Raw genomic sequence first — 25561 nt, 5'->3', positions numbered from 1 at the left:
GTGATGGCCCACTCATGGCTGTCAATCGCCTTATTTCTGACGCGTCATTTAACCTTCACCGGTATGGCTTCCTTCCCATGTTTCTGGAGCGCGGCGCGGGTCTGCTCCATGGCTTTCTTTCCGTCCAGCGGGCCGGTCATGACACGATGCCAGATGTCGCCGTTCTTCATGGTGACCGGCTGGACCCGGGTGGAGACGCCGAGCAGGGCGAGTTGGGCTTTCATGCGGTCGGCATCCTTGGCGGTCTTGAATGAGCCAACCTGGAGCACATAGGTGCCGGACCCGGCCGGGACGGCGGTAGTCTTCTTGGGCGCATCGGCCGGCGGGGTGCTCGGCTGGACCGGCGCGTCAGGTTCGTCCGGCGGGGGCGGTTCCGGACGGGGAGCGGGGGGCGGCAGCGGCTTGTCGTTGGCCTTGATGTCGACGACGGTGTCGCGCAGGATGTTCTCGAACTGGAAGTTCGGCTCCTGCGGCGCCGGCCGCTCGGCCTTGGGGGCGACGGCCACCGGGGGCGTCACCGGTCCGCGGGTTTGCGTCATCCAATAGAGCCCGACCCCGAAGCTGCCGGTCAGGGTGCCGAGCAGGAACCACCAGACACAGGAGCGCGGACGGGTGCGCCGGGGGGTCACCTTGGCGGCGCCGCGACGATAATCCCGGACCATCTACATGGCCTCCGGGGCGGAGACGCCCACCAACGCGAGCCCGTTGCGCACGACCTGCCGCACGGCCAGGATGAGCTTGATGCGCGCGTCGCGCAGGTCGGCATCCGGCACCAGGAACTGGTGGGCGTTGTAATAGGTGTGCAGATCGTTGGCCAGTTCGCGCAGATAGGTGGTGAGCAGGTGCGGCTCGTGGCCGATGGCGGCGAGTTCGATCACCTCAGGGTAACGGGCGAGCGTGCGCAGCAGCGCCTGCTCGTGGTCTTGCGTGAGCAGTTCCAGGTTGGTGATGCCGGGGGTCGGGTCGATCACGATGCCCTTGTCGGCGGCCTGGCGCAGTACACTGCACACGCGCGCATGGGCGTACTGGACATAGTAGACCGGATTGTCGGCGGACTGGCTTTTCGCCAGGTCCAGGTCGAAATCCATGTGTTGCTCGCACCGGCGCATGACATAGAAGAAGCGGGCGGCGTCGCGCCCGACCTCTTTGCGCAGTTCGCGCAGCGTAACGAACTCGCCGGAGCGGGTGGACATCTGGGCACGTTCACCCCCCCGGTAGAGAATGGCGAATTGCACCAGGAGCACATCCAGGCGCGCGGCGTCGTCGCCCAGCGCGGTCAGCGCCGCTTTGACTCGCGGAATGTAGCCGTGGTGGTCAGCCCCCCAGATGTCGATGACGCGCTCGAAACCGCGCTCCAGCTTGTCCATGTGATAGGCGATGTCGGAGGCGAAGTAGGTGCCCTGGCCGTTCTCGCGCACCACGACCCGGTCTTTCTCGTCGCCGAAGGCGGTGGAGCGGAACCAGAGTGCCCCGCCCTGCTCGTAGACGTGACCGGACTCACGCAGGCGTTCGATGGCGCGGTTGACGGCGCCGCGCTCGGCCAGCGAGCGCTCTGAGTACCATTCCTGATAGGTGACACCGAACTCGGCGAGATCAGCGCGGATATCGTCGAGGATGGTGTTGAGCCCGAGCTCGAAGCAATAGCGGTAACGGTTGTCGCCGAGCAGGTGCTTGGCGGCGGTGATGAGGGCATCGATGTGCGCCTCCTTGTCGCCGCCGTCCAGGCCGGGCCGCTCGTCGGGCGGGGCACCGGCGAAGACCTGATCGGCCTCCACCCGGTAGGCGTCCGCGTGCTCGCGGTGCAGGGTGGCGGCGATGTCCCAGACATAGTCGCCCTTGTAGCCGTTGCTCGGGAAGTCGATGTCCTCGCCGCACAGTTCCAGGTAGCGCAGCCACACGGAGGTGGCGAGGATGTCCATCTGGCGGCCGGCGTCATTGACGTAATACTCACGATGGACCTCGTAGCCCACCGCGGCCAGCAGATCGGCCACTGCCGCGCCGTAGGCCGCACCGCGTCCGTGGCCGACATGCAGCGGACCGGTGGGGTTGGCCGAGACGAACTCGACCTGCACCCGCCGGCCGGCCCCGAGTTGCGAGCGGCCGTAGTGATGGCCGGCGGTCAGGATGGCCGGGATCAGGGCACGGTAGGCGTCCGCCGCGAGGAAGAAGTTGATGAAGCCGGGGCCGGCGATCTCGACCCGCTCGATCAGGGACGAGTCCGGCAGCAGGTCGACGAGCCGTTGCGCCAGATCGCGCGGCCGGGTGCGCGCCGGCTTCGCCAGGACCAGGGCGAGGTTGGTGGCGAAGTCGCCATGGGTCTGGTCCTTGGTGCGCTCGACCGCGGGCACCGGCAGTTCGTCCAGGCCCCAGTCGCCATCGGCGGTGAGGCGCGCCAAGCCGGCGCACAAAAGGTCCGTAATCTGTTGCTTCATGGGTGCTACGCGTGGAGAAAAGAGAAGGGCCGCAGGGCACGGCGCGCTTGGCGTAAAGGCGTGAAGGATAGCCTAAATCGGATCTTACGGCATGTCCCAAGCGTCAGGTCAGGTCTTGCGGGTCCACGTCCAGCGACCAGCGCAGACCGCCGTTGCGCGGGATGCTGCGCAATTGCGCGACCCAGGCGGCGAGCAGGGTTTGCAGGCCCGGACGGCGCGCACACTCCAGCAGGAGTTGGGCACGATAGCGGCCGGCGCGGCGCTCCATAGGAGCCGGAACGGGACTCGAGACCTGGACGCGCAATCCGGGCTGATCCACCAACAGGGCCATGGCGAGCGCACGGGCCTGGTGCAGGAACGCCATGGGGACCTGGGCATCCGGGGCGTCGGCCCGCAGCAAGGCGAGGTGGGCGTAAGGCGGCAAGCCGGCGGCCTCGCGCTCGGCCAGGGCGAGCTCGGCGAAGCCCGGGTAGCCGCTGGTGATCAGTGATTTCAGAAGCGGATGCTCGGGATGGCGGGTCTGCAAGACGACGCGCCCCGGCCGCTGCGCCCGCCCGGCGCGGCCGGCGACCTGGACGATGAGTTGCGCGGTGCGCTCCGGTGCGCGAAAGTCCGCGGCATAGAGCGACTGGTCCAGGTCGAGGATGCCGACCAGAGTCACGCCGGGGAAGTCGTGCCCCTTGGCAAGCATTTGCGTGCCGAGCAGGAGTTGGACCTCACCCTGCCGGATGAGCGTGAGGAGACGGTCCAGTTCGCCCTTGCGGCGGGTGCTGTCCCGATCGATCCGCGCCAGACTCAAGTGCGGGAAGAGCTCCCGCAATTCCTCTTCCAGCCGCTCGGTCCCCAGACCCAGGCGGCGCAGGTCGCTGCTCCGACAATCCGGACAGGTCGACGGCAAGGGCTGGAACCAGCCGCAGTGATGACACCAGAGACGCTGCAGCCGCAGGTGCAGGGTGAGCCGGGCATCGCAATGCGGACAGGCACCCACCCAGCCGCAGTCGTGACAGGTGAGCACCGGGGCATAGCCGCGGCGGTTGAGGAACAGCAGGACCTGGTTACCGGCGGCGGTGTGCAGCTCGACCTGTTCGCGCAGCCGCGGCGACAAACCGGCACTCATGGCTTGGCCGCGGATATCGAGCAGCGCGATGGCCGGGGCGGCGGCACCGCCGGCGCGCGTGCTCAGACGCAGCCGACGGTAACGCCCGGCCCGCGCATTGTGCAGGGTCTCCAGGGACGGCGTGGCGGAGCCCAGAATCACCGGGCACCCGACCTGCTGCGCCCGGCGCACCGCCAGGTCGCGAGCGGAATAGCGGAAGCCGTCCTGTTGCTTGAGCGAGGCGTCGTGCTCCTCGTCGACGATGATCAGCCCCAGCCGCGGCAGCGGGACGAAACAGGCCGACCGGGTGCCGAGTACCAGGGTCGCGCGTCCGGCGGCGGCGCTGTGCCAGGCGCGCTCGCGCTCGGCCTCGGGCAAGGCGGAGTGCAGCACCGCATGGGGTCCGGGCAGGCGCCGCTCCAGCCGCCTGCGCAATTGGGGGGTGAGACCGATCTCGGGCACCAGCACCAGCGCTTGCCGACCGGCCGCGATGACGTCCTGGATCAGCCGGATGTAGACCTCGGTCTTGCCGCTGCCGGTAACCCCGTCGAGCAGAAAGGGCGTGAAGCCAGTGCCCGCGCCCTGCACCGCCGCCACCGCCTGCGCCTGCTCCGGGTTGAGGTCGGGACCGGTCGGGTCGGGGATCGCGGGCGCGTCGCATTCCGCGGGCAGCACCCGACACGGCTCGATCAGGCCGCGCTCGCGCAAGACCTTGAGCGGCGCCGTCGCGGGACCGAGCTGCGCTTTCAAGACGCCGGTCGCGAGCCCCGCCGGCGCGGCGCGCAGGATCTCCAGGATGCGGCGTTGACCCACCGCCCGCCCGAGTTCGGCCAGATCCAGCGCACACCCGGCAGCGGTTGCGCGCAGACCGGGAACCCCCTCCTCCAGCGGCGCGTCCGGACGGCGCAAACGCACCGGCAGGGCGCTGAACAGGGCCTCGCCCAGGGGTTGCCGGTAATAGTCCGCGGCCCACCGGATCAGGCTCAGATCGGCGGCGGCGAGCACCGGCAGCGGGTCGAGCTGGGCGATCACGGATTTCAGACGCGCCGCGTCCTGATCCGAATCGGCGGCGGTCTCCACCAGTATCCCCACCCGGCGGCCGCGGCCGAAGGGCACCAGGAGACGGACCCCGGGGATCAGCCCGTCCTGCGCGGCCGCCACGGGGGGCAGATAATCGAAGAGCCCGGCCAGGGGCGCGGCGATGGCGACGCGCAGGATCAGCGGGACCGGCGCAGCGGCTGGAAGGCTCGGCGGCGGCCCGGTCGGCCCCTCAGAGGCAAGTGGCGAGATCGTCGTTCTCCTGCGCGGTCGGCCCCGGCGCGGCATAACACGCCAGAATACCCTGTTCGGCGGCAACCGCGGCATTCGGGAGATCCCCGCAGGGCACCGCGACGCTTGCGCACCCGGATACAGTGTGTATCATGGCTGCAAACTCCGAGCCGTATCCCGCTATGGTGCCATTGAATCAACAGGTACTGCGCACGGATCTGGCGGGTATGCCACTGGAGTGGGTGGATTACCGCACCGCCGCGCGTCTGTATTTACTCGAACAGGTCGCCTACGCCTGTGGGGATCCTTTGTTCCATCTGCGCGGCGGCATCAATGCGGTCACCAGGCGCCGCAGCCGGCTGCTGATCCACTCGATCATCGCCACCCATGGCGTGCACCACGCCCTGAACAAGCTGCAGGGTGATTATGCACCGCCGTTGTGCAATCGGACGCTGTTTCAACGCGACGATCACCTGTGTATGTACTGCGGCTGTCGGTTTACGAGCCATCAGCTCTCCCGCGACCATGTGCGGCCGTCCAGTCAGGGTGGACGCGACCACTGGAACAACGTGGTGAGCGCCTGTGTGCGCTGCAACAACTTCAAGGCCGGGCGGACCCCGGAGTCAGCCGGCATGGAACTGCTGGCGGTCCCCTTCACGCCGACCCATGCCGAGTATATTTACTTGATGGGTCGCGGCGTCCTGGCCGATCAGATGGAGTTTTTGCGCGCCCATTTTCCGCGCAGCAGCCCGCTGCATGGACGCCTCGGCAAGGACCCTTCGGCTTGAGCGGGCGCTTGAGCCGGCGGCGAAGCGCACAGCAGTTCCAAATTTGGGTGGCCACCCCCAACAGCGTGCAGGCCGCGAGGCTGATGGTGGATGCGCTGCGCTTATCCACCCTACAAAATCTGCAATTTTGTAGGGTGGATAAGGCGCGCCGCACGCTGTTCGGGACTCGGCACGTCGGTCGTGCGCGCCGCATCCACCAGGGGTCGCGCGAGGTCGCCCAAATTTGGAATTGCTGCGGAGCATATGACTGACTGGACGGTGATCGCCACGCGGATCGGGACGGCCACCGGCAGTCCATTCACCCCGCGAACCACGCGCGCGGTCGGCGGCGGCTGCATCAACACCGCGATGACGATGAGCGACAGCGCCCGCGCTTTCTTCGTCAAGACCAACACCCCGGCCCGCCTCGCGATGTTCGAGGCCGAGGCCGCCGGGCTCGCCATCCTCGCCGCCGCGGGCGCCATCCGGATCCCCAGGCCCATCTGCTGGGGCCGGACCGACACCCTCAGCTATCTGGTGCTGGAGCACCTGGATCTCAGCGGACCGGCACGGGGTGCCGCGGCCGGACGGCAGTTGGCCGCGTTGCATCGCACGCGCTCCCCCACCTTCGGCTGGGAACGCGATAATCATATCGGCTCAACCCCGCAGCGCAACACACCGAGCGCGGATTGGGCAAGCTTCTGGCGCGACCAGCGGCTCGGTTACCAACTCGAACTGGCCGCGGCCAACGGCTACGATGGCGCGCTCCAGACACGCGGTGAACGCCTGCGCGCCGAGTTGGATAAGCTCCTGGGGCACCAACCCCAGCCTTCGCTCCTGCACGGCGACCTGTGGGGCGGCAATCTGGGGTATCTGCCCGACGGCCAGCCGGTGATCTACGACCCCGCGGTCTACTTTGGGGATCGCGAGGCCGATCTGGCCATGACCGAGTTGTTCGGCGGCTTCGGCGCCGAGTTCTATGCCGCCTATCGGGAGGCCTGGCCGCTGGACCCTGGCTACGGGGTCCGTAAAATCCTCTACAACCTCTACCACATCCTCAATCACCTGAACCTGTTCGGGCCGGGATACCTGGGTCAGGCGCGCGGCATGATCGACCGAATCCTGGCTGAGCTGCGTTGATCGGACCCACCCGCGCGGGTGCGCGGCGCTTCCAGGGGCGCCGCGGTCCCTGGCCGCCAAGGTAGTTGGAAAATGACCGTTGTGTTAAAAAGGCGGCGCCCCTTAGAACAAGGGCCACTGAACGCTTTTCCTCACTCTGTCGCGTCGAGCCTTGCCCACATGCCACGGGAACTCCTGATCCTCCGCCACGCCAAGTCCGACTGGGATTCACGGGCGAAGTCCGACTTCGACCGCCCGCTGGCCAAACGCGGCAAACAAGACGCCCCCAAGGTCGGCGCCTGGCTTTACCGGGAGGGTCTGGTGCCTGACCATGTGGTCAGTTCGCCCGCCCAGCGGGCGCGCCAGACCGCCATCAAGGTCTGCAAGGTGCTGGAAATCGGCCGGGAACGGATCGCTTGGGACACGGATATCTACGACGCGACGCTGGCCGCATTGCTCGATGTGCTCGGACGCTGCCCGGCCGCGGCTCATACGGTTCTGCTGATCGGGCACAATCCGGGCCTCGATGATCTGTTGTTACACCTGAGCGGCGACGACCTCGACCCGCCGCAGGACGGGAAACTGCTCACCACCGGGACCCTGGCGCGACTGGAAATGCCGGACGACTGGGATCAATTGCCGCGCGGCTGCGCGCAACTGATCTCCATCACACGCCCGCGCGCCCTCTAAGGCGTCGCCCCGCAATAATTCACACAATCCTCCAGGGTCTCGAACGGCACCCGGCCGCCGCAGCCGGTATGCGTGAAGGACTTGCAGCGGTTGTCACGATAATCGAAATAATACTTGGTCTGGCGGCCCCGACAATTCCCCTTCGCAGGCTTGGCCACGCAACTCACCGGTAAGTCCTCCGGGTTACCCCGCCCCACCTTGCTCCCGCCGCAACCGACGAGCGCCAACACCGCGACCAGCATCGCACACACCCAGACCAAACGCATAGCACCCCCAAACAACATCCGACTCGACACTTCAGGGTGCCGATTCTAGACGCTTCGGCAGAGTCTCTCACCTGAATCAGGTGGATCGGCGCGACCGCCAAGTTTGCAGTTGCGAATGAGAACGTATATTATTCACGAAATAGATCTGCACAGCGCGCCTGCGGATGCCCCGCACCTGGCGCCGGCGGTGACTGTCGGCAATCAGGCAGCCATGGTTCCGCGCGTCACGCCTCAATCGTCAAGCACGACAGGCATCAGTCGTGCAGTTTGACGCCATCAGAGCGACGGAATCATACTAATGGACAAATCGTAATATCCATGACACCAGGTTGGGCAGCCCGACCGGCAGTCACCATCCGGCAACACCGGCCTTTGTCGCTTGATCTTTTCGGGGGAAATCAGTTCATGCACAGCAACGCCCAACAGCTCCGCTCCGCGCTCGCCATCGCCCTGATCAGCCTCTGCGGCGGGGCCGCGCGTGCCTACGACGTGAACGAGCAACTCTCGATCAACCTGCTGCTCGCCGGGGCCGGCCAGTGTCAGGAGGTTACGGGTGGCGGGGACGAACAGAACGGGTGTCGCGGCGCCGTTCCCGTCCGGCCCGAGATCTTCTTCAACCCCACCAAGCAGGACCAGTTCTTCGTCAAGTTTGGATTCGCTGCCGGGAACGGACTCAACCCGGTCTCCCCGTTCGCACTCTCCCCGTGGGCCGCGGACCTGGAAGCGGATGTCAGGAACATCAACGGCCGCGACCGCAGCTATCTGCTGGAGGCCTGGTATGCCCACACCTTCCGTTTCTCCGACACTAATGAAGTCCAGGTCACCGGCGGCATCATCGATCCGGCGTTCTACGTCAACGAGAACGCCTACGCCAACGACGAGTACACCCAGTTCATGAACGAGGCCTTCGTGAACTCGCGCAACGCCTTTCTCCCCGCCTATGACGTGGGCGGCGCACTGGTCTGGAAGATCGACCGCCTGACCCTCAGCGGCCTGGGGATGAATGTCGGCGAGAATGACGATGGGAACAACTTCAACTGGTTCGGCGTCGAAGCAGACTACAACCTGCAGACACCTTGGGGCGAGGGGAACTATCGTGTGATGTATGTCGGCACCTCCCGCGCCTTCCTGGCCCCAGCCGCCGGGCTGGACCCGGAACCGAATCCGGATCTCGACCCGGCACTCGACCTGGACTCGGCCGAGGAGCCGGACCCGACCGACAAAGAACACCTGTCCGGTTTGCTGCTGTCCTTTGATCAGGAGTTCGGCAAGATTGTCGGCGCCTTCCTGCGCCTGGGCTGGCAGCGAGAGGATGCACTGGTCGACTATCAGGCCGACTACTCGGGCGGGTTCGATTTCAAAGGGGCTGGCTGGGGACGGGAAAACGACAATATCGGTATCGGTTACGCCTACCTGGAAGGCGGCAGCGGTGAGCTGGCGCGCACCAATGCGGTCGAGGGCTACTATCGACTTGCCTTCAACGACACTCTGGCGCTGACCGCCGACGTACAGTACATGAAGGACAAGTACCGCACCGGGGATGTCATCGACGGCTGGGTGTTCAGCCTGCGCGCCGTCGCCGAATTCTGAGTGCGCTCACAATAGCCGGCGCTCGATGTGCTCCAACAGCCCGCGAGCGGCGGCCTCCACCATGTCGAACACCTGATCGAACCCGCGCTGCCCGCCATAGTAGGGGTCCGGCACCTCGCGCCGTTTCAGGTCCGGGGCGAAGTCCAGGAACAGGCCGAGTTTGGGCTCCATCCCCCGCGGGCAGATCCGCGACAGACTATGGTAGTTATCCTGATCCATGGCGAGGATCAGATCATACTCAAGAAAGTCCTCCGGCTCGGCCCGGCGCGCCCGCAAGTCGCTGATGTCGACCCCGCGCGCCCAGGCGGTCGCGGTCGCCCGGTCGTCCGGCGGCTCGTCCAGGTGGTAACCATGGGTGCCGGCCGAGTCGATCGCGATCACGGCCGCCAGGCCAGCCTCCTGCACCAGATGGCGAAAAACACCATGGGCGGTCGGTGAACGGCAGATATTTCCCATACAGACGAAAAGGACTTTTACTTTTGGGCGCTCAGTCATCTTGCTTGCTTCTGCTAGTCTGCAGCTTGTTTGATGTGGCGAATGACCCGCCAAGGCACCAAGGCACGCTCACCTGGCTGCAGGGCACGGTTGCCTTTCAGTCGCGTGAGCGTGATCGCCTCGATCCGGTAATACCAGAGAAATCGACCGAGAATCCGTACGGTGTAATCCGTGCGCCCGAAGGGACCCATCAGAGTCAACCTGCCCGTTCTTATCCCGATCGCGCTCACAGCCGTGCTCCGATTGAACTACTTTTTTGGCATGCAGTCATCAATGCCGAGATCAGGGTTCCGGCCACGCGCGAGCGTAGGTGGACAAGGCCGTCATCAATCCGCTCCGCGGCGGACTAACCGACCCGTTGGATACCGCCTAACGGCAGGGTCAACACGACCTGACGGTGCAGCAGCTCGATCAATAAGCGCACACGCTGCTGCCCCTGATGGGTCTGGAAGATCGCCTCCAAGCCTTGGAACGGACCGGCAATGATCCGCACCGTCTCACCGGGATGCAGCACCAATTCGGGCGACTGATCGCCGATGCGGCGACGGATGGTTTCGATCAACGCATCGTCGATCGGCAAGGGTTCGTTGCCGAACGCCACCAGTCGCGCCACACCGCGCGTGGAGCGCAGCGGGTACCAGTTGTCCACCCAGCGCTGCAACCGAATGAACAGGTAGTTCGGAAACAAGGACTCTTCGACCATGACCCGTCGCCCGCGACGAATCCGCTCGATCTGGAACCGCGGATGAAATACGCGGTAGCCCTGCTGCTCCAGATTCAGCGCGGCGCGCTCCGCCTGGCGCGGCCTGGCCTGCACCAGATACCAGCGTGGTTGGGCGGCGAGTTCCGATTCACCCAAATCCTCAGCGGTCATAAGTCATCAGCGGTCATGATTCAGCAGCCACCACATGATGACCCACCGTCGGTAACGCGTCGGACGTGGATGTTCGCCGACGCAGGTCCATTGTTCGTTGGCGCGCCAGCGACCGGTACAGCCGCGGCGCATACCGCAGGACGAACAGGTAGAGGGCGAAAACCGCCAGCGCCGCCCAGATCAACGCCGCCGACGCGACGTGCTGGACCTGCCCCAACAGGCCGATACCGGCCAACACTGCCGCCGCCGGCAGGATCAGGCTCAGCGCCTTACGTGGACTGTTGAAGCAGCGCGCCAAGACGTGATGCAGATGCGCCCGATCGGCGCAGAACGGGGATCGGCCCCTGAGCATCCGCCGACCCATGACGCAAAACGTGTCCATCAAGGGGATCGCAACGATCCAGATGGCTGCCGCGGGCTCCAGCGTTGCCGGGGACTGTGCGGCGGTGATGAGCATCCAGACGACGAGGTAACCAAGCAACAAACTCCCGGCATCGCCCAAAAAGACCTTGCGCCCGGTGCAGCCGAAGAGTTGCAGGTTGCAGATCAGGTAGGGAACGATTGCGGCGATCGTCACCAGCATCAGGGTTCGCGGCGCACCATCCGCCGGCGAGAGCAGCACCACGGCGCCGAGCGCGATCAGCGTCAGCCCGCCGGCCAACCCGTCGATGCCATCGATCATATTGAATGCATTACAGATGCCGACGATTGCAAAGACCGTGAAGGGGACCGCAAACAGCCCCAGATCGAGCGAGCCGAAGCCGAACAGGTCACCCAGCGACGTCAGCGTGACACCGCCGCCGACCGTCAGCAGCAGCGCGGCGGCGATCTGGGCGACAATCCGCAGCTTAGGGCCAAGGTCGAGGATGTCGTCAAGCAGACCGACCACGACCAACAAGGCCGCACCGCTGAGCCCATAGGCAAGTGGCCGATCCAGGGGAATCCACACCAGGACGCTGACCATGACGGCACCGAAGATCGCGATGCCCCCGATCAGCGGCACGGGCTGCGCGTGGTTCTTGCGCCGTTCGCCCGGATGATCGAGCAGACGCAACCGCGGAGCAAGCGGGCGGAGCAAGCCCAGGATCGTCGCACTGACAAAAAACGAAAGTAGCATGAAAGGCTCCCGGCGCAACGTCCTCATCTGCTGACGAGTTTGCACCTCCCTAGACCGACGACCTGCCGACAATTATCATTCGGTGCGAACTATACCCTAACATTGTCCCGTGATCGGCTTGCTCAGACAACCTCAATCGTATGAATGATGCGTGAAGAATTGTTAGAAAAATTTCACGTTAAGTGCAAGACCGACAGCGGCCGTACACTGCGCACGTGCGTTTCGCATCACCGCTGAACGCCTGAACCCTAGTTCTCAGGTGCGGCACACCACTCAGACGGGCCGCGAAGCCGCACGAAAATGACAGGGACGGATCGGATTCCCAAGGATCGGACGCATATCCATGGTTCTTGCGCACTGACAACGCCGGACTCACCTATCATCTACCGCCATGCGGCCCGCGCCGCACGGGTTGGAACTTGCTCGCCGCGCGCGTATCTCAACGAATCATGACACAAGGTCTCAGACGCTCCCGAGCGGGACAAATCACGGTCAGACTTGCGGTTGCCGCGACGCTGGCCTTGAGTCCGCTGGCTCCGGAGATGAGTCGGGCCGCGCAGTTCGACCTGCCGGAGATCGGCAACTCGGCGGACGCGGTCATGGGCAGCGGAGCGCAACTGCGTCTCAGCAAGGCGTTCATGCGCCAGGTGCGCGCGGCGCTGCCGGTGCTGGACGATCCGCTCTTGACCGCCTACCTGGAGTCACTGGGCAATGAACTGGTGGCCGCGGACAAGAGCGCGGGCGGCAGCTTCACGTTCTTCCTGATCGATCAGCCCGTGGTCAACGCCTTTGCCGGACCCGGCGGGAATGTCGGGATCTACTCGGGGCTGATCCTGGCCGCCCAGAGCGAGGACGAGTTGGCGGCCGTGGTGGCCCACGAAATCGCCCACGTCACCCAAAACCATCTGCTGCGCGGCCTCGAGGATCAGGGCAAGCTGAACATGCCCACGATGGCGCTGATGGTGGCGGCCGCGATCTTGGGCGCGCAGGTGTCCGCGGATGCGGGGATGGCCGCACTGGCTGGAATTCAGGCGGCGGCCATGCAGCGCCGGATCAACTTCACCCGCGAGAACGAGAAAGAGGCGGACCGCATCGGTATCGCCACCCTGGCGGCGGCCGGACGCGATCCTTACGCCATGCCCGGCTTCTTCGAGAAATTATCGAAAGCCAGCCGGGTCTATGAGAACAACGCACCCGAGTTTCTGCGCACCCACCCGGTGAACAGCAACCGCATCGGCGATGCGCTTGGCCGCGCCGACGAGTATGGCGCCCGCCAACGCGCCGACAGCCTGGGCTTTCTGTTGGCGCGCGCCCGCCTGCGCGAGCGCTCTTACGACCGGCCCGAGAAGTCGCTGGAGAGCTTCAAGGCATCGCTGCGGGAAGGCCGCTACCTCAACGAGACCGCCGAGCGCTATGGCTACGCGCTGGCCCTGCTGCGCTCGGGTCGACTCGATGAGGCCAAGACGGAGTCCGCCAAGCTGCTCGGCGCGCAACCCAGTCTGGCCGAGTTCATCGTACTGGATGCGCAGCTCGACCTGAAGCAAGGCCGCTCGGCTCAGGCCCTGGATCACCTCAAGCAAGCGGTGACCCTGTCGTCCGGCAACTGGGCCTTGCGCAGCGCCTACGCCGAGGCACTGATGGCGGCCGGACAGCCACGCCAGGCCATGGCGGAACTCAAGACGGTGGTGCGAACACGTCCAGGCAACACCACACTCTATGACCTCCTGACCCAGGCGGCAATCCAATCCGGCGACAAGCCCGCGACTCACCGGTACCGTGCCGAACGACTGTATACGGAGGGCGACCTGGAACCGGCGATCAAACAACTGGAGTTCGCCCTGCGTCAGCCTGGGCTCGGCTATCAGGATTCGGCCCAGCTCCAGGTCCTGGTCGATGCCTGGAAGGAAGAACAGCGGGATCAGAAAAAACGCGGGCCTGACCCGTTCGACTTCAGCAACGATAGGGGCAGTGCCGCCACGGCGCCCTGAGCGAACAGCCCGCACCAAACCAGTGAAATAGCGATGCCGGTTTCAAGACCAACTTGAGTGCTGTAAGCTTCCCGAACAGACGGTAGACGCAGCGTCGGCGGCGGTGTTCAAGCCGCGTTTCACGCGGTCCGGCAGACACCAAGCCACGCCTACCGATCAACCGGCGGGGGCCTCCGAGGCTGACGCCGGATGCGCACAGGCGTCGGCGTCAAGAACCGGACGGTTCGCCGTATGCCACCCAACCCAACCACTGATGCTCGATGAGGAGACAGTTGATGATCGACGCAAAACGCAGAATCCTGCTCAAGGGCTCGCTAGCCGCCGGGTCCGTCGGCGTCGCGGTCGCCGCTGGGCTGCTGACCCCGCGCCTGGTCCTGGCCGATTGGAATGCCGCCGCCTTCGAATCCAAGGATGTTAGTGCCGCCCTGAAGGGTCTGCTGGGCAGCGATGCCATGGAGACCAATGACGCCGTGGTCGTCAAAGCCCCGGACATTGCCGAGAACGGCGCCGTCGTCCCCGTTACCGTCGAGACCACCCTGTCGGATATCTCGTACATCGCCATTATCGCCTCCGGCAACGCCACACCCCTGGTCGCCTCCTTCGCACTCGGCGCGGCGGCTATGCCGTTCGTCTCCACCCGCATCAAGATGGGCAAGACGGCGGACGTGGTTGCGGTGGTGAAGCAGGGCGACAAGCTCTTCAGCAACGCGAAGAATGTCAAGGTCACCATCGGCGGCTGCGGCGGCTGAGCACGCCGGTATCCACTGTTGATCCCCTTAGCCAAAGGTCACCGACTATGTCCGATATCAAGGTACGCGCGAAGCTCGAAGGCAACGAGACGGTTGTCAAATGTCTGATGAACCATCCGATGGAGACCGGCCTGCGCAAAGACAGCAAGACCAACGAACTGGTTCCGGCACACTTTATCCAGGAGGTCGTCTGTAAATGGAAGGATCAGGTGGTGCTGACCGCCGCCTGGAGCGGCGGTGTCTCCAAGAACCCCTACCTGTCTTTCAAGTTCATCGGCGGGGCCGTGGGTGATCCGGTCGAGGTCTCCTGGAAAGACAACAAGGGCGAGAGCCAGACCGAAACCTCCCAGATCGCTTAGGCGCGGCAGACCACGCGCCGACAAGGCCCCTCACGGGGTCTTGCCGGGTTGAAGCAGCGCCCCCGCGGGCGCTCCTGCAACCGGTCAACCACTCGATAATGAAAGGATATTCCTGCTTGAGTCAACTTTGCATCATGCCCCTTCGCCGGCGTTGGAGACCCGCGACCTGGTTGTCCAGGCTCCTGCTCGGCGTTGCCGCCCCGGCCGCGGCGCAAACCGGGGTCGGGGAATTCAACCCCGCCGTACCCGCCGCGCCGATCGATCCGAATGGGCTCTTCAACGAGGCGTTCTTTCTTAAAGTCGGCTTCTCCTTCATGGTCGGCCTGGCGGTAGGCTACGCGCTCAAGGTGGCCTTCAAGGTCGCGCTGGTGATCTTTGGGTTGATCCTGCTCGGCATCTTCGCGCTCCAGTATGCCGGAATTGCCCAGGTCGACTGGTCCGGCATGGAGGTCCGTTACGACACCTGGGCCACCTGGCTGTCGGTCAACGGCGGGGCCTTCCTGGACTTCGTCGGCAACAATCTCTCCAGCACGGCCTCCTTCATCGCCGGATTGGCCTTGGGCCTCAAGATTTAGGCGATCTCCGAAAATTGTCTCACCGGCACACCCGGCACTGGTGATTCGGCCAAGCGTACCCAGATTGTGGGTTCGCCGTTCAAAGAAGTCTTACTATGTCCACCGCCCCGTCGTCCCCGTCGCTGCGCGACTCCCTCCGCCTGGTGAATTGGATCTACAACCCCTTCCAGTCACTGGATGTCGCCGGGGTCTACAACCTGTTGTCCACTCATGCACCAACCGAGCGCGGACTCTGGCTCAACCTCGGGTACTGGCGCGCGGCACAGACGCTCGACGACGCCTGTGAGGCCATGGCCGCCCTGGTGGCGGATGCCGGCGGGATGACCAAGGAGGATGAGGTGCTGGACGTCGGGTTCGGCTTCGCCGATCAGGATCTCTACTGGGCCAAACGGTATCAGCCGCGCCGGATCACGGGCATCAATATCACCGCCTCTCAGGTCGCGGTCGCCCGCGCACGGGTGGCGGACGCGGGCCTGAGCGACCGGATCGACTTACGCGAGGGCTCCGCGACCGCGCTGCCGCTGCCGGACGCCGCCTGCGATCTGGTCATCGCGCTCGAGAGCGCATTCCATTTCGACACGCGCGTGGCCTTTTTCCGCGAAGCCTATCGGGTACTGCGCCCCGGCGGTCGGCTGGTGCTGGCGGACATCCTGCCCCTGCCGGAACACCCCGGTTTGATCGCGCGCCTGAAACAACGCTGGTCCTGGCGCCTGGTGTCCGGCAAGTTCCCGATACCGAAGCTCAACGTCTACAATCGCGACGCCTATCGCGACCGGCTGCGCGTCGCCAAGTTCGAGTCGGTCCGGGTCGAGTCCATCCGCAACGAGGTCTACGGCCCGCTGCATCAGTATCTCACCGGGCAGCCGGACGCCATCCGCAGGCTGCACCCCCTGATGCGGCCCATGGTGCGGTTCATGCTCTCGCGTAATCCGGCGAGCACCTTCCAGGGAATCGATTACGTGCTGGCCGTGGCGCAGAAGCCTGGTTGACCGGCAACAGGCTCGCCCCCGCTCCACTGTAGGGGCGACTTTAGTCGCCCCTAATGTCGATGGATCCTTACCGTGAAAGTCGCGCAGCGACCCCGTGGGAGCGGCGTCCCGCCGCGATGGGGCCGGGCGTGGAACCGCAGCGTTCGCGGTCACCGCGGCACCGCATCGCGGCGGGACGCCGCTCCCACGAGGGACGTCCATCTTCCGGGGTGGCTTGATGTTCCTTCCATGGCCGTTACCGGAAATCACCCTACTGGCTTTGCTGCCCCCGATAGTCGGGGTCGGTCCAACACTTCGGCATGGGTTCATCCGAGCAGAAGGCCAGCTCACCTTTGTCGAAACTCTCCGGGTCTTGCGCTTCCTCGCCATCGCCATAGTGGTAGCGCCCGATCACGGTGTCGTGCAGTGGGTTGAAGAGGTCGCGCAAACTCAGGACCTCGATCATCTTCCCGGTCATCGTGTGTTTCAGGAACATGGTTTAGACCTCCGTTGCCGACCACTGGGCCGGGGTGAAGGTCTTGATGGAGAGCGCATGCAGTTCGCCGCTGGCAAGCTGCACCTTCACCGTCTCCATGACCAGGCGTTGTTTCTTGATGGGCGTCAGGCCCGCGAACGCCTCGCTGATCACGACAGCATCGAAATGACTGCCATCCCCGGTGACCTGGACCTCCGCCCCCGGCAGACCGGTGCGGATCAATTGCTCGATTGCCTGGGTTTCCAAGCCGATCACCTCGTTTGATTTGCGTCAGTTGACGTTGATCCCCGTCGGACGTGATAACCGGACCTAGGGGCGGGTTTCAAACCCGCCCCTACACCAAGAGTCTGTCTGGATATCAGGTACGGAGCCTATATTGAATACTAAAGTTCCCGCGTCGCCAGGAAGCGAATGTCCGGCCAGCGCTCCTGCGTGAGCCCCAGGTTGACCCTGGTCGGGGCCAGATAGACCAACCGGTCGTCGCCGTCCAGGGCCAGATGCTCGTAAGCCTTTTCCTTGAACCGCTCCAGCATCTTGGGGTCGTCGCAGGCGATCCAACGGGCGGTATGCACGCCGACCGGCTCGACCATGGCATCGACCCCGTATTCATCCTTGAGCCGGAAGGCCGCCACGTCAAACTGCAGGATGCCCACCGCTCCCAGAATCATGTCGTTGTTCTTCAGCGGCCGGAAGACCTGGGTGGCGCCTTCCTCGGCAAGCTGCACCACCCCCTTGGCCAGCGCCTTCATGCGCAGCGGGTCGCGCAGCACGATGCGCCGGAACAACTCCGGGGCAAAATAGGGGATGCCCTCGTATTTGAGTTCCTCACCCTCGGTGAAGGTGTCGCCGATCTGGATGGTCCCGTGGTTATGCAGGCCGATGATGTCACCCGGCCAGGCTTCCTCGACCTGGCGGCGCTCGTCCGCCTGGAAGGTGATGGCATTGGCGACCTGGACCGTCTTGCCGATCCGCACATGGCGCATCTTCATGCCCTTGCTGTAGCTGCCCGAGCAGACCCGGAAGAAGGCGACGCGGTCACGGTGGGCCGGGTCCATGTTCGCCTGGATCTTGAAGACGAAGCCGGTAAAGCGCTCCTCGACGGGCTCGACCACACGTTGGGTTGTCTGCCGCGGCCGCGGCGGCGGGGCGTATTCGACAAAGGCGTCGAGTAACTCCTTGACCCCGAAGTTGTTGATGGCGGAGCCGAAGAACACCGGGGTCTGGCGCCCGGCGCGGTAGGCGTCCAGGTCCAGCGGGTGGCTGGCACCCTGCACCAGTTCCATTTCGACGCGCAGCTCGTCGGCCTGATCGCCGAGCATCGCGTCCATGCGCGGGTTGTCGATCCCCTGGATCAGCTCGCCGGTCTGGATACGCCCGCCGTGCTGGGCGCTGAAGAGATAGGTACAGTCGTGGCGCAGGTCATAGACACCCTTGAACCGCTTGCCCATGCCGATGGGCCAGGTGACCGGCGAGCACTGGATTTTGAGCACCGATTCGACCTCATCGAGCACCTCGACGGCGTCGCGGCCCTCACGATCGAGCTTGTTGACGAAGGTCAGGATGGGCGTATCGCGCAGCCGACAGACATCCATCAGCTTGATGGTGCGCTCCTCCACGCCCTTGGCCACGTCGATGACCATCAGGGCCGAGTCCACGGCGGTCAGCGTGCGGTAGGTATCCTCCGAGAAGTCCTCGTGGCCGGGAGTATCGAGCAGGTTGACGATCGCGTCGCCATAGGGAAACTGCATGACCGATGAGGTCACGGAGATGCCGCGCTGTTTTTCCAGCTCCATCCAGTCGGACGTCGCGTGACGCGCCGCCTTGCGGCCCTTGACCGTGCCCGCCATCTGAATGGCACCGCCGAACAGCAACAGCTTCTCGGTCAGGGTGGTCTTGCCGGCATCCGGGTGGGAGATGATGGCAAAGGTACGGCGGCGGCGCAGTTGGTCGAGAAGATCGCTCATAGCAAGGGACTGGACAGGGTGACAAAGGGTACGGCGTAACCGCGGGAGTATAGCATTCGGACGTGATAACCGGACGTAGGGGCGGGTTTCAACAGCAGTTCCAAATTTTGGTGGCCGCCGCCAACAGCGTGTCGGCAGCGAGGCCGATGGTGGATGCGCTGCGCTTATCCACCCTACGAAACCGGCTCCGTTGTAGGGTGGATAAGGCGCGCCGCTCGGTCTCAGGGACTCGGCACGGCGGTCGCGCGCGCCGCATCCACCAGAGGTCGCGCGGTGCCGCCCAAATTTGGAATTGCTGGGGTTTCAAACCCGCCCCTACCCTCCAAGGTTCAGCGAACCACGCCCGGCGTGACAGGGGGTGCCAGGCGGGGATCGAAGCCGAAGGGCTCGTCAGCCGCGCCCCCGGCGATGGCCCGAAAATCCGGATGAGCCGGATTCAACAAGACGTTGTGCTCACGCGGGATGAGGGTGCTCGGCACCCGCAGGGCGACCGAGCGCCCCGCTGCCACCCAACCGTCGCCGATGCCGACGATGCCGCCGGGGGCGGGATCGGCGCGCCAATTGTCGGGAAAACACGCGGCATCCAAGCGCATCAACGCATCGTCTGCGATTTCAAGTGTGAACAGCCGATAGCCTCCCAGGACCTCGCTCCGCCCCAGATGAACCAGTAACTCCAGAGCGACCAGCGCGATGCTCTGCGAGGCATAGAGCATTGACGTGCCGGGACTGTTCCAGCGCCCGCCGTAGATCTTGGCACCTCGGCCATCCAAGGCGCTCGCGGCGAAGCGCGCTTTGACCAATCGATACACCAGCATCAGGGGTAAATGCCCAGCCCCAGTCGGGCGATCAGGCGATGCACTTCGGCCGCACCGACCTCGGTACCCAGATACGCCAATGGGGTCTGTCCACCTAACGCCTTGGCCGGTTCCTTGAGCCAGGCGCGGGCGCTTAGTTGAAGTTTTTTCAAACAGGCGGTGCGAAGTGTCGACAGGTTGGCGCGTGCCACCGTAAACTCAAGGGGTACACCCGTGCCGAGCACATCCACTTGTCGACAGACAGGAAACACAGTGGACTCTGTCTTCCAACAGTAAGAATTGATTTATTTAATATAAGAAATGCCAATCAGCGGGTGTCTCAATCCCCCCACTTAGGCTACTGTTAAGGTAATGCTGCGCTGCACAAAACCCGCGATCGCGGCCGCGCTCTCTGAACGACTTGCCGCGCGCCGCGCGTAAAGGCCCCAAACCATGACCTTATCAACGAAATACGACTGCCTGGTCGTAGGCGCCGGCGTAACCGGTACCGCGCTTCTCTATCAACTGGCCCGGTTCACGGACCTGAAACGGCTCTGCCTGGTGGAACAGTGCGACAGCGTCGCACAGGTCAACTCACACGCGCATAACAACAGCCAGACCATCCACTGCGGCGACCTCGAAACCAGCTACAACCTGGAAAAGGCGCGGGCGGTGCGGCGTACCGGTGCCATGGTGATCAACTACGCGGTCAAGCTGGCAGCGCGAGACCGCGACCGCATCATCTTCTCGATGCCCAAGATGGTCTTGGGGGTCGGGCCCGTGGAGAGCGCTTATCTGCGCCGCCGGTTCGAAACCTTCAAGGATCTGTTCCCGCGCATGCAACTGCTGGAGCACCGGGCGATTGCGGACATCGAACCCAATGTCGCACTGGTGGACGGGGCCTGGCGGCCGGAGGAGATCGTCGCCACCGGGACGCCGGATGCCTATTGCGCGGTCGACTTCGCCGCACTCGCCGAGTCCTTCTCGCACGCCTGCGTACGACTGGACCGGGTTGCGGACCGACAGATCACGCAACTCTTCTCGACCAGCGTCGCGAGCATCACGCGGGACGGGCCGGACTATGTACTGGACACCAATCGCGGCTTGTTACAGGCGCGCACCGTGGTGGTCTGCGCCGGCGGCCATTCGCTGGTGATGGCCCAGCAGATGGGGTTGGGGCATGACTATGCCTGCCTGCCCATGGCCGGATCCTTCTATTTCGCACCCGAAGTCCTGAACGGCAAGGTCTACCGGGTGCAGGACCCAGGGCGCCTGCCGTTCGCCGCGGTCCACGGAGATCATGACATCAAGGCGAGCGGCAAGACCCGGTTCGGACCCACCGCGCTCATGCTGCCCCGACTGGAGCGCCGCAACCGGTCGACCGGCCGGGAGTTCTTCCAGGTGCTGCGGCTCGATCACCAAATGGCGGTCGCGCTCTGGGATCTGATCAAGGCACCGGAACTGCGCAACGACCTGCTGCGCGGTCTGCTCGACGAGGTCCCCGGACTCAACCGTCGCTTCTTCATCAAGGAAATCCGCAAGATCGTCCCATCCCTGACCGTCGCCGATGTGACCTATGCGGAAGGGTTTGGCGGCGTGCGCCCGCTACTCGTCGACCGCAGCACCGGACGGCTGCGCATGGGCGAGACCAAGATCACCAACGGGGATGGCATCATCTTCAACATGGCGCCTTCGCCGGGCGGCACCGGGTGTCTGGGCAGCGGCGAGGCCGACATGCGCACCGTCGCCCGGCGTCTCGGGGCACAGATCGACGAGCAAGCTTTTGAGCGCGAACTCCTGATGGGGTACGAGGATACCCGCGTGCAGTCGGTCGAGGATGACGCCGACCCGCAAGCCTTTGCGCGGGCCGGTTGACCTCCGGCCGGGCCCGCCTTTTCCGCGGTCACTGACGCACGCCGCGCCGGCGCTCTGTGGAGTCCCAGACTTCAGTGCCCACCGCCGCTCATCGCACGCTGATCGATTGAGGCGATGAGTTCATCGATCTTGGCCGCCCGCGTCGGATCGATGCGCTTGGCCTCCTCCAGCGCGGCGCGGGCCAGGGCGTCGTCACCGCTGTGCAGATAGGCGATGGCCATGCCGATGAAGGCGTCGGCGTTGTTCGCGGAAAGCGTGATCGCGGCACGGAAGGCGTCGATCGCTGCCGCGTTCTGCTGCTTGAGCAACAAAGCGCCGCCAAGCCGGGTCTGGGCGCGGCTGGATGCCGGGTCCACCGCGACGGCCTGACGCAGGTCGACGATGGCGGCATCGATCTCACCGATCTTGAGTTTAGACTCGCCCGCGGCAATCAGTGCGTCGGCATCGCCGGCCTGGACCCAGGCCCAGCCGCACAGCCACAAGTTGACCAACAGGATCGTCTGGATCAACCGGTCATTGCGTGCATTCACTTGAGTCCTCCCGCGGCGGGACGGGGCATTCGCCCCGTCCCGAACATTTGATTCGTGGCCGACCGTTGAGTGGAACCGGTTGCCTTGAACTGAGCCTCGCGGACCTCAAAGAGCCGGACGGCTCGCTGGCCCCATCGCCGATTTGCTCGCCGCAGGGCGGCCCATGCCGGTCGAGCCGAGCGGCATCGAAGCGAGCGCAGATCTTATCGAACCCTTGCTTGCAGAATAACAGATATGCCCTTTCGGTACTCCTGCAGCATGGTCATCTAAAGCAATCCACCCCGGCTAGGCCGGCAAGCTCCGCTCAGGCAGTAAACTGCAGCCACTGCTCGATGAGCTGCGTCTTGTCAGCGTAAGTCAAATCGCCCTCTTCGAGAGATAACTGCTGCATCAATTCAGGGCGCTTCGACTGGTATTGATCATAGCCGTCGATAATTGCCGCCGCGCCTGGAATCCGTCCATTGGGGCTTGCGCTGTTGAGAGCGTTGCGGATACTGCGGATAAGCTTGCCCGGGTGGTTATCGTGCGCGTGGATGTCTTGCCCAGCAATATCCGATATGAATTTCTGATATCGGTATTGCTCTGTATCGAAGATAATCGCGATCTTCCCTCTTTGGGTCTGCGAGCCAAATTTCTTGGCGCCAAGAAATAAGCCAAGCTCCAAGGGCATGTTAAACCGGGGAAGGCCGTTCGCTATGTCCAATTCGGTTCTAGATATATCGTGAATCCCGAACCGGCATTGAGAAATGATGCGGTTGATCTTCTCGATTCTTATGTCGCCCGCATTGTCCGCTTCCATAGCACAGCGCGGCCGGTAGCCACAAGCATAGATCGCGAACAGGATGGCATCAAGTAGGGGCGTATAGTCTTCGTCAAACGGGCAGTTGATGAAAACGTTCAAATCGTATTCGGACGCCATCGGCGCAGTCCGTTATTATCCTTTCTCTAAGACTTTGGCTATGGCAATGTTGACATCGCGACTGCTTAATCGACGCCGAACAGGGGCTTTTCTGATTCCAGCCTGAGACGCATCTTTTACGCCAATGACATCCTGTACATCCCCTTGTACGCCGTGAATGATGACTTTCCCACCACTTTTTGCGATCGCCCGTGCTGCAACCATCGCTTCGCTCTTATTGAGATAGGCTTTCGTAGTACGCCCGGAATCGGTATCGCGGGTAACCCATGTACCATCGCCATCTTTAGTGACGGAAAACGTGCTATTCATCGCTCATCTCTCGATATGTTAAAAACCATCGGTTCGAAAACAACCTGAGTCAGAGATCACGGCTTGATCGGCGGGGACCGCGGGGCGAAAACCGCTCGGGCAGTTGCCGTGGTGTGCCAACCACCGTAGATACGCCCTCTGGCTACAGATTAGGTCTCACTACCCCCCCTAGTCAAGCAACCGGAGTCGACCTCACCCAAAACAACCTCCCAACCGGGCACCAGCTCCAACAGCGGTCGCACAGTAACAAGGGAATCGTCCCGTGCGGCAAGGTACGCCGCTGCGTCCGACCGCACGGGGTCGCACTTGGCGGACCTCGCGGCGGCCAGGAGGGGCAAGGGGTCAAGGCAAAAGGAAAGACCTGACCCCATCCTCTTGAGTAACCAGGGCAAGCTCCGCGACGCTGTCTTTCCCCTGCTAGCGGACCAAATCCCACGGCAACTGAGTTTTAAACACAAGGTGCAGCGTCCAAAATCCGATTGACAAGCCCGCAAAATGCATATACATTTTGCCGATGATCGCTTGGGATGAGTCAAAGCGAAGGGAAAACCTTCACATAATCTCTTGCCGCTATGCCGACCGCAAAGACGCCGATGAGTACTTCCGCTCAATTTAGTCCGTCTGAAATTGAAGCTGCAAAGGCAGTTGCGCCCACCTCGTCAGCAGATAATGGCAGAGTCGATTGGCACAATGCAACCGTTACTGAGGGTGGCGGCGTGGCAGCCACCATTTCAGCTTTGCGGCGAACTCGATGACCAAACAAACGTCCCCCAAAAGAGCAGGTCGCTATCCGGCTAGATCCTGACGTTGTCGGTGCTCTTCGAGCGAGTGGCCCGGGGTGGCAGACCCGAGTTAATACAATCCTAAAGGAATGGCTGGCCACCCCTCCAGTTAAAAGCTAACCATCCGTTTCTTCGTCGCCGAATCCTGCGGGCCTATGCCGCTGCTTGTACGTCGATGACCAAGCGCCGACCCACACCGAGTTAAGGCCCGCTCCAGAGGGATTCCGTGGTACGGCCCCCTATCGAGCAGCGCGCAGCGCTGATAGTATGCTGTCCGTCGATCGCTTCGGCCATCGAAGACATGACGGCGTGCTGATTTATCTCGACATCTGCTGCTTCAACCGGCCCTTCGACCAGCAGACGCAAACTGACGCCGAAAACCGAGTCTGAGCTGAAACTGGCCGGGGTCCGGGCACTGATCGCCGCGCGCGGCCCGGTGGATGCCGAACGCTTTATCGCAACCATTTGAGGAACCACCCATGAACTTCACACTTGAGTGCGAGCAGGAAGACGATGGGCGGTGGCTGGCCGAAGTGCTTGAACTGCCTGGCGCTCTCGCCTACGGCGGATCAAAGGACAGCGCCATGGCAAAGGCCGAGGCGTTAGCCCTTCGGGTGCTCGCAGAGCGGCTTGAGCATGGGGAAGTAAAACCTCTGGCCATCAGCATTTCGCTCCCGGCCGCCGCATGAGCCAGGGAGGACAGCCCAATGTCGACCAGCACGTCCACGACCCACATTGACACCCCCATCGGCGCGGACCTGCACGCCATGCTCAAGCGGGCCGCCGAGATCCGGGGCATCGCCATAACTGACTTCGTGGTCGCCGCGGTCCAAGAAGCCGCCCAACGCACCATCGCGGAGACCGAGGTCATACGCCTGTCCCTGGCTGATTCGGAGCGTTTCGCCGAGGCACTCCTGTCCCCGCCGCCACCCTCTCCGGCATTAGAGCGCGCCTTCGCCCGCCGTCGCGAGCTGCTCGGCGGAGAATGACCCGTTACCCATCGATCCCCGCTGTTCGGCTGGGACGCTTGGCCGTCGATCAAGCCTTCCGTGGCCAAGGTCTCGGCAGCGCCTTAGTGGCCGACGCTTTGGCGCGTGCCGCCCGTTCGGAGATCGCACCTTTGCCATGACCGTGCACGCCAAGGACGAGGCCGCCTTGGCGTTCTACCTTCACCACGAATTCATTCCCCTGCTCGACTCGCCGATGACGCTCTTCCTGCCATTGGCACAGGTTCAGGCGTAGCTCCGAGGTCTCGGTGCTCGGTCTTTATCCCGCTGACATATCCGTGGTACGTCCCCTATTTCCTCTGTGGTACGTCCGGCCTTGATCATCGTTCCGGCCGCCCCAGGCCGGAGTCCAAGGCGTCAGCCTTGGATTTTCAGGACCAAGGCTGAAGCCTTGGACTCCAGTAGGTGGCCGCTGGCCGGAACGATGATCAAGGCCGTACGTCCCCTATTTCCTCTGTGGTACGTCCCCTATTTCCTCTGTGGTACGTCCCCTATTTCCTCTGTGGTACGTCCCCTATTTCCTCTGTGGTA

General features: G+C 63.8%; 31 protein-coding genes and 1 pseudogene. 15 read left to right on the top strand and 17 right to left on the bottom strand.

Annotation, left to right across the window (positions count from 1 at the left end; all coding sequences use genetic code 11):
- Nucleotides 1–44: 44 nt before the first annotated feature.
- From A39O_RS0119670 to A39O_RS41805, 4 genes are all read right to left on the bottom strand, one after another.
- Nucleotides 45–662 (bottom strand): SPOR domain-containing protein, encoded by a 618-nt coding sequence (locus A39O_RS0119670; protein WP_020506381.1) that lies wholly within the window; start codon nt 660–662, stop codon nt 45–47.
- Nucleotides 663–2432: an arginine--tRNA ligase gene (argS, locus tag A39O_RS0119665; RefSeq protein WP_020506380.1), complete on the bottom strand. Its 1770-nt coding sequence runs from the start codon at nt 2430–2432 to the stop codon at nt 663–665.
- Nucleotides 2433–2535: 103 nt separating this feature from the next.
- Nucleotides 2536–4743 (bottom strand): primosomal protein N', encoded by a 2208-nt coding sequence (locus tag A39O_RS0119660; protein WP_026199551.1) that lies wholly within the window; start codon nt 4741–4743, stop codon nt 2536–2538.
- A gap of 55 nt (nt 4744–4798) precedes the next feature.
- Nucleotides 4799–4951 carry a hypothetical protein gene (locus A39O_RS41805; RefSeq protein WP_169338466.1) on the bottom strand — a complete coding sequence of 51 codons (153 nt, stop codon included), beginning with the start codon at nt 4949–4951 and terminating at the stop codon, nt 4799–4801.
- A gap of 28 nt (nt 4952–4979) precedes the next feature.
- Between A39O_RS41805 and A39O_RS0119655 the strand changes: the two genes are divergently transcribed.
- From A39O_RS0119655 to A39O_RS0119645, 3 genes are all read left to right on the top strand, one after another.
- Nucleotides 4980–5585 carry an HNH endonuclease gene (locus tag A39O_RS0119655; protein ID WP_020506378.1) on the top strand — a complete coding sequence of 202 codons (606 nt, stop codon included), beginning with the start codon at nt 4980–4982 and terminating at the stop codon, nt 5583–5585.
- Nucleotides 5586–5828: 243 nt separating this feature from the next.
- Complete coding sequence (locus A39O_RS0119650; protein ID WP_020506377.1) at nt 5829–6704, top strand: fructosamine kinase family protein; 876 nt, start codon at nt 5829–5831, stop codon at nt 6702–6704.
- A gap of 159 nt (nt 6705–6863) precedes the next feature.
- Nucleotides 6864–7373: a SixA phosphatase family protein gene (locus A39O_RS0119645; protein WP_020506376.1), complete on the top strand. Its 510-nt coding sequence runs from the start codon at nt 6864–6866 to the stop codon at nt 7371–7373.
- Here the strand turns inward: A39O_RS0119645 and A39O_RS0119640 are convergent.
- The gene (locus tag A39O_RS0119640) at nt 7370–7639 is read right to left on the bottom strand and encodes a BPTI/Kunitz domain-containing protein (protein ID WP_020506375.1); all 270 of its coding nucleotides are present in this window, start codon (nt 7637–7639) and stop codon (nt 7370–7372) included. The two genes, A39O_RS0119645 and A39O_RS0119640, sit on opposite strands and share 4 nt — an antisense overlap.
- A gap of 405 nt (nt 7640–8044) precedes the next feature.
- On the opposite strand from A39O_RS0119640, the gene A39O_RS0119635 reads away from it, so the two are divergent.
- The gene (locus A39O_RS0119635; RefSeq protein WP_020506374.1) at nt 8045–9229 is read left to right on the top strand and encodes a carbohydrate porin; all 1185 of its coding nucleotides are present in this window, start codon (nt 8045–8047) and stop codon (nt 9227–9229) included.
- 6 nt (nt 9230–9235) lie between these two features.
- On the opposite strand, the gene A39O_RS0119630 is transcribed toward A39O_RS0119635, so the two are convergent.
- The 4 genes from A39O_RS0119630 to A39O_RS34335 form a co-directional block, all read right to left on the bottom strand.
- On the bottom strand, nt 9236–9724 hold the full coding sequence (locus A39O_RS0119630) for a low molecular weight protein-tyrosine-phosphatase (RefSeq protein WP_026199550.1): 489 nt from the start codon (nt 9722–9724) through the stop codon (nt 9236–9238).
- A gap of 14 nt (nt 9725–9738) precedes the next feature.
- The gene (locus A39O_RS41015) at nt 9739–9915 is read right to left on the bottom strand and encodes a hypothetical protein (protein WP_020506372.1); all 177 of its coding nucleotides are present in this window, start codon (nt 9913–9915) and stop codon (nt 9739–9741) included.
- Between the two features lie 155 nt (nt 9916–10070).
- Nucleotides 10071–10598, bottom strand: coding sequence for a transcription/translation regulatory transformer protein RfaH (gene rfaH, locus A39O_RS0119620; RefSeq protein ID WP_020506371.1), 528 nt, complete (start codon nt 10596–10598; stop codon nt 10071–10073).
- Nucleotides 10599–10611: 13 nt separating this feature from the next.
- A complete protein-coding gene (locus A39O_RS34335; RefSeq protein ID WP_157640282.1) occupies nt 10612–11715 on the bottom strand; it encodes an undecaprenyl-phosphate alpha-N-acetylglucosaminyl 1-phosphate transferase in 1104 nt (367 codons plus the stop codon).
- A gap of 449 nt (nt 11716–12164) precedes the next feature.
- Here A39O_RS34335 and A39O_RS0119610 point away from each other — a divergent pair, with 449 nt between their 5' ends.
- The 5 genes from A39O_RS0119610 to A39O_RS0119590 all read left to right on the top strand — a co-directional run bounded on the left by A39O_RS0119610 (nt 12165) and on the right by A39O_RS0119590 (nt 16375).
- Nucleotides 12165–13703 (top strand): M48 family metalloprotease, encoded by a 1539-nt coding sequence (locus A39O_RS0119610; RefSeq protein WP_051088856.1) that lies wholly within the window; start codon nt 12165–12167, stop codon nt 13701–13703.
- A gap of 275 nt (nt 13704–13978) precedes the next feature.
- On the top strand, nt 13979–14452 hold the full coding sequence (gene soxY, locus A39O_RS0119605; protein ID WP_020506368.1) for a thiosulfate oxidation carrier protein SoxY: 474 nt from the start codon (nt 13979–13981) through the stop codon (nt 14450–14452).
- Between the two features lie 47 nt (nt 14453–14499).
- Entirely contained in the window at nt 14500–14811 is a 312-nt protein-coding gene (gene soxZ, locus A39O_RS0119600) for a thiosulfate oxidation carrier complex protein SoxZ (RefSeq protein WP_020506367.1), read from the top strand.
- Between the two features lie 170 nt (nt 14812–14981).
- Entirely contained in the window at nt 14982–15386 is a 405-nt protein-coding gene (locus tag A39O_RS0119595; RefSeq protein WP_020506366.1) for an FUN14 domain-containing protein, read from the top strand.
- A gap of 95 nt (nt 15387–15481) precedes the next feature.
- Nucleotides 15482–16375: a class I SAM-dependent methyltransferase gene (locus tag A39O_RS0119590; protein WP_020506365.1), complete on the top strand. Its 894-nt coding sequence runs from the start codon at nt 15482–15484 to the stop codon at nt 16373–16375.
- A 250-nt stretch (nt 16376–16625) separates the two neighbouring features.
- Here A39O_RS0119590 and A39O_RS0119585 read toward each other — a convergent pair whose 3' ends face one another.
- From A39O_RS0119585 to A39O_RS0119565, 5 genes are all read right to left on the bottom strand, one after another.
- Nucleotides 16626–16850 (bottom strand): hypothetical protein, encoded by a 225-nt coding sequence (locus A39O_RS0119585; RefSeq protein WP_020506364.1) that lies wholly within the window; start codon nt 16848–16850, stop codon nt 16626–16628.
- Between the two features lie 3 nt (nt 16851–16853).
- The gene (locus tag A39O_RS0119580; RefSeq protein ID WP_026199548.1) at nt 16854–17096 is read right to left on the bottom strand and encodes a BolA family protein; all 243 of its coding nucleotides are present in this window, start codon (nt 17094–17096) and stop codon (nt 16854–16856) included.
- 137 nt (nt 17097–17233) lie between these two features.
- Entirely contained in the window at nt 17234–18814 is a 1581-nt protein-coding gene (locus A39O_RS0119575) for a peptide chain release factor 3 (protein ID WP_020506362.1), read from the bottom strand.
- 329 nt (nt 18815–19143) lie between these two features.
- Nucleotides 19144–19629: an RES family NAD+ phosphorylase gene (locus A39O_RS0119570; RefSeq protein WP_020506361.1), complete on the bottom strand. Its 486-nt coding sequence runs from the start codon at nt 19627–19629 to the stop codon at nt 19144–19146.
- Entirely contained in the window at nt 19629–19880 is a 252-nt protein-coding gene (locus A39O_RS0119565; RefSeq protein ID WP_245561934.1) for an MbcA/ParS/Xre antitoxin family protein, read from the bottom strand. Before A39O_RS0119565 ends, A39O_RS0119570 begins: the two co-directional genes overlap by 1 nt.
- 181 nt (nt 19881–20061) lie before the next feature.
- On the opposite strand from A39O_RS0119565, the gene A39O_RS0119560 reads away from it, so the two are divergent.
- Nucleotides 20062–21483 (top strand): FAD-dependent oxidoreductase, encoded by a 1422-nt coding sequence (locus tag A39O_RS0119560; RefSeq protein WP_020506359.1) that lies wholly within the window; start codon nt 20062–20064, stop codon nt 21481–21483.
- Nucleotides 21484–21554: 71 nt separating this feature from the next.
- On the opposite strand, the gene A39O_RS0119555 is transcribed toward A39O_RS0119560, so the two are convergent.
- From A39O_RS0119555 to A39O_RS38825, 3 genes are all read right to left on the bottom strand, one after another.
- Nucleotides 21555–22013: a tetratricopeptide repeat protein gene (locus A39O_RS0119555; protein ID WP_020506358.1), complete on the bottom strand. Its 459-nt coding sequence runs from the start codon at nt 22011–22013 to the stop codon at nt 21555–21557.
- Nucleotides 22014–22317: 304 nt separating this feature from the next.
- Nucleotides 22318–22932: a hypothetical protein gene (locus A39O_RS0119550; RefSeq protein WP_020506357.1), complete on the bottom strand. Its 615-nt coding sequence runs from the start codon at nt 22930–22932 to the stop codon at nt 22318–22320.
- 15 nt (nt 22933–22947) lie between these two features.
- The gene (locus tag A39O_RS38825; protein ID WP_083924788.1) at nt 22948–23241 is read right to left on the bottom strand and encodes a DUF2188 domain-containing protein; all 294 of its coding nucleotides are present in this window, start codon (nt 23239–23241) and stop codon (nt 22948–22950) included.
- Between the two features lie 770 nt (nt 23242–24011).
- On the opposite strand from A39O_RS38825, the pseudogene A39O_RS38820 reads away from it, so the two are divergent.
- From A39O_RS38820 to A39O_RS43635, 5 genes and pseudogenes are all read left to right on the top strand, one after another.
- Nucleotides 24012–24143: pseudogene (locus A39O_RS38820) on the top strand (BrnA antitoxin family protein); the annotation flags it as partial.
- A 147-nt stretch (nt 24144–24290) separates the two neighbouring features.
- Complete coding sequence (locus A39O_RS43225) at nt 24291–24413, top strand: hypothetical protein (protein ID WP_020506355.1); 123 nt, start codon at nt 24291–24293, stop codon at nt 24411–24413.
- Nucleotides 24414–24502: 89 nt separating this feature from the next.
- Nucleotides 24503–24712 (top strand): type II toxin-antitoxin system HicB family antitoxin, encoded by a 210-nt coding sequence (locus A39O_RS0119540; protein WP_026199546.1) that lies wholly within the window; start codon nt 24503–24505, stop codon nt 24710–24712.
- A gap of 18 nt (nt 24713–24730) precedes the next feature.
- Nucleotides 24731–25012, top strand: a complete 282-nt coding sequence (locus tag A39O_RS0119535; RefSeq protein WP_020506353.1) for a type II toxin-antitoxin system TacA family antitoxin — start codon at nt 24731–24733, stop codon at nt 25010–25012.
- Nucleotides 25009–25152 carry a GNAT family N-acetyltransferase gene (locus A39O_RS43635; protein ID WP_407635657.1) on the top strand — a complete coding sequence of 48 codons (144 nt, stop codon included), beginning with the start codon at nt 25009–25011 and terminating at the stop codon, nt 25150–25152. Before A39O_RS0119535 ends, A39O_RS43635 begins: the two co-directional genes overlap by 4 nt.
- Nucleotides 25153–25561 lie beyond the last annotated feature (409 nt).

The organism is Lamprocystis purpurea DSM 4197, from assembly GCF_000379525.1.
GTDB lineage: Bacteria > Pseudomonadota > Gammaproteobacteria > Chromatiales > Chromatiaceae > Thiodictyon > Thiodictyon purpureum.
The sequence above is the reverse complement of the archived record's forward strand: the minus strand, read 5'-3'. Positions and strand labels throughout refer to the sequence as shown.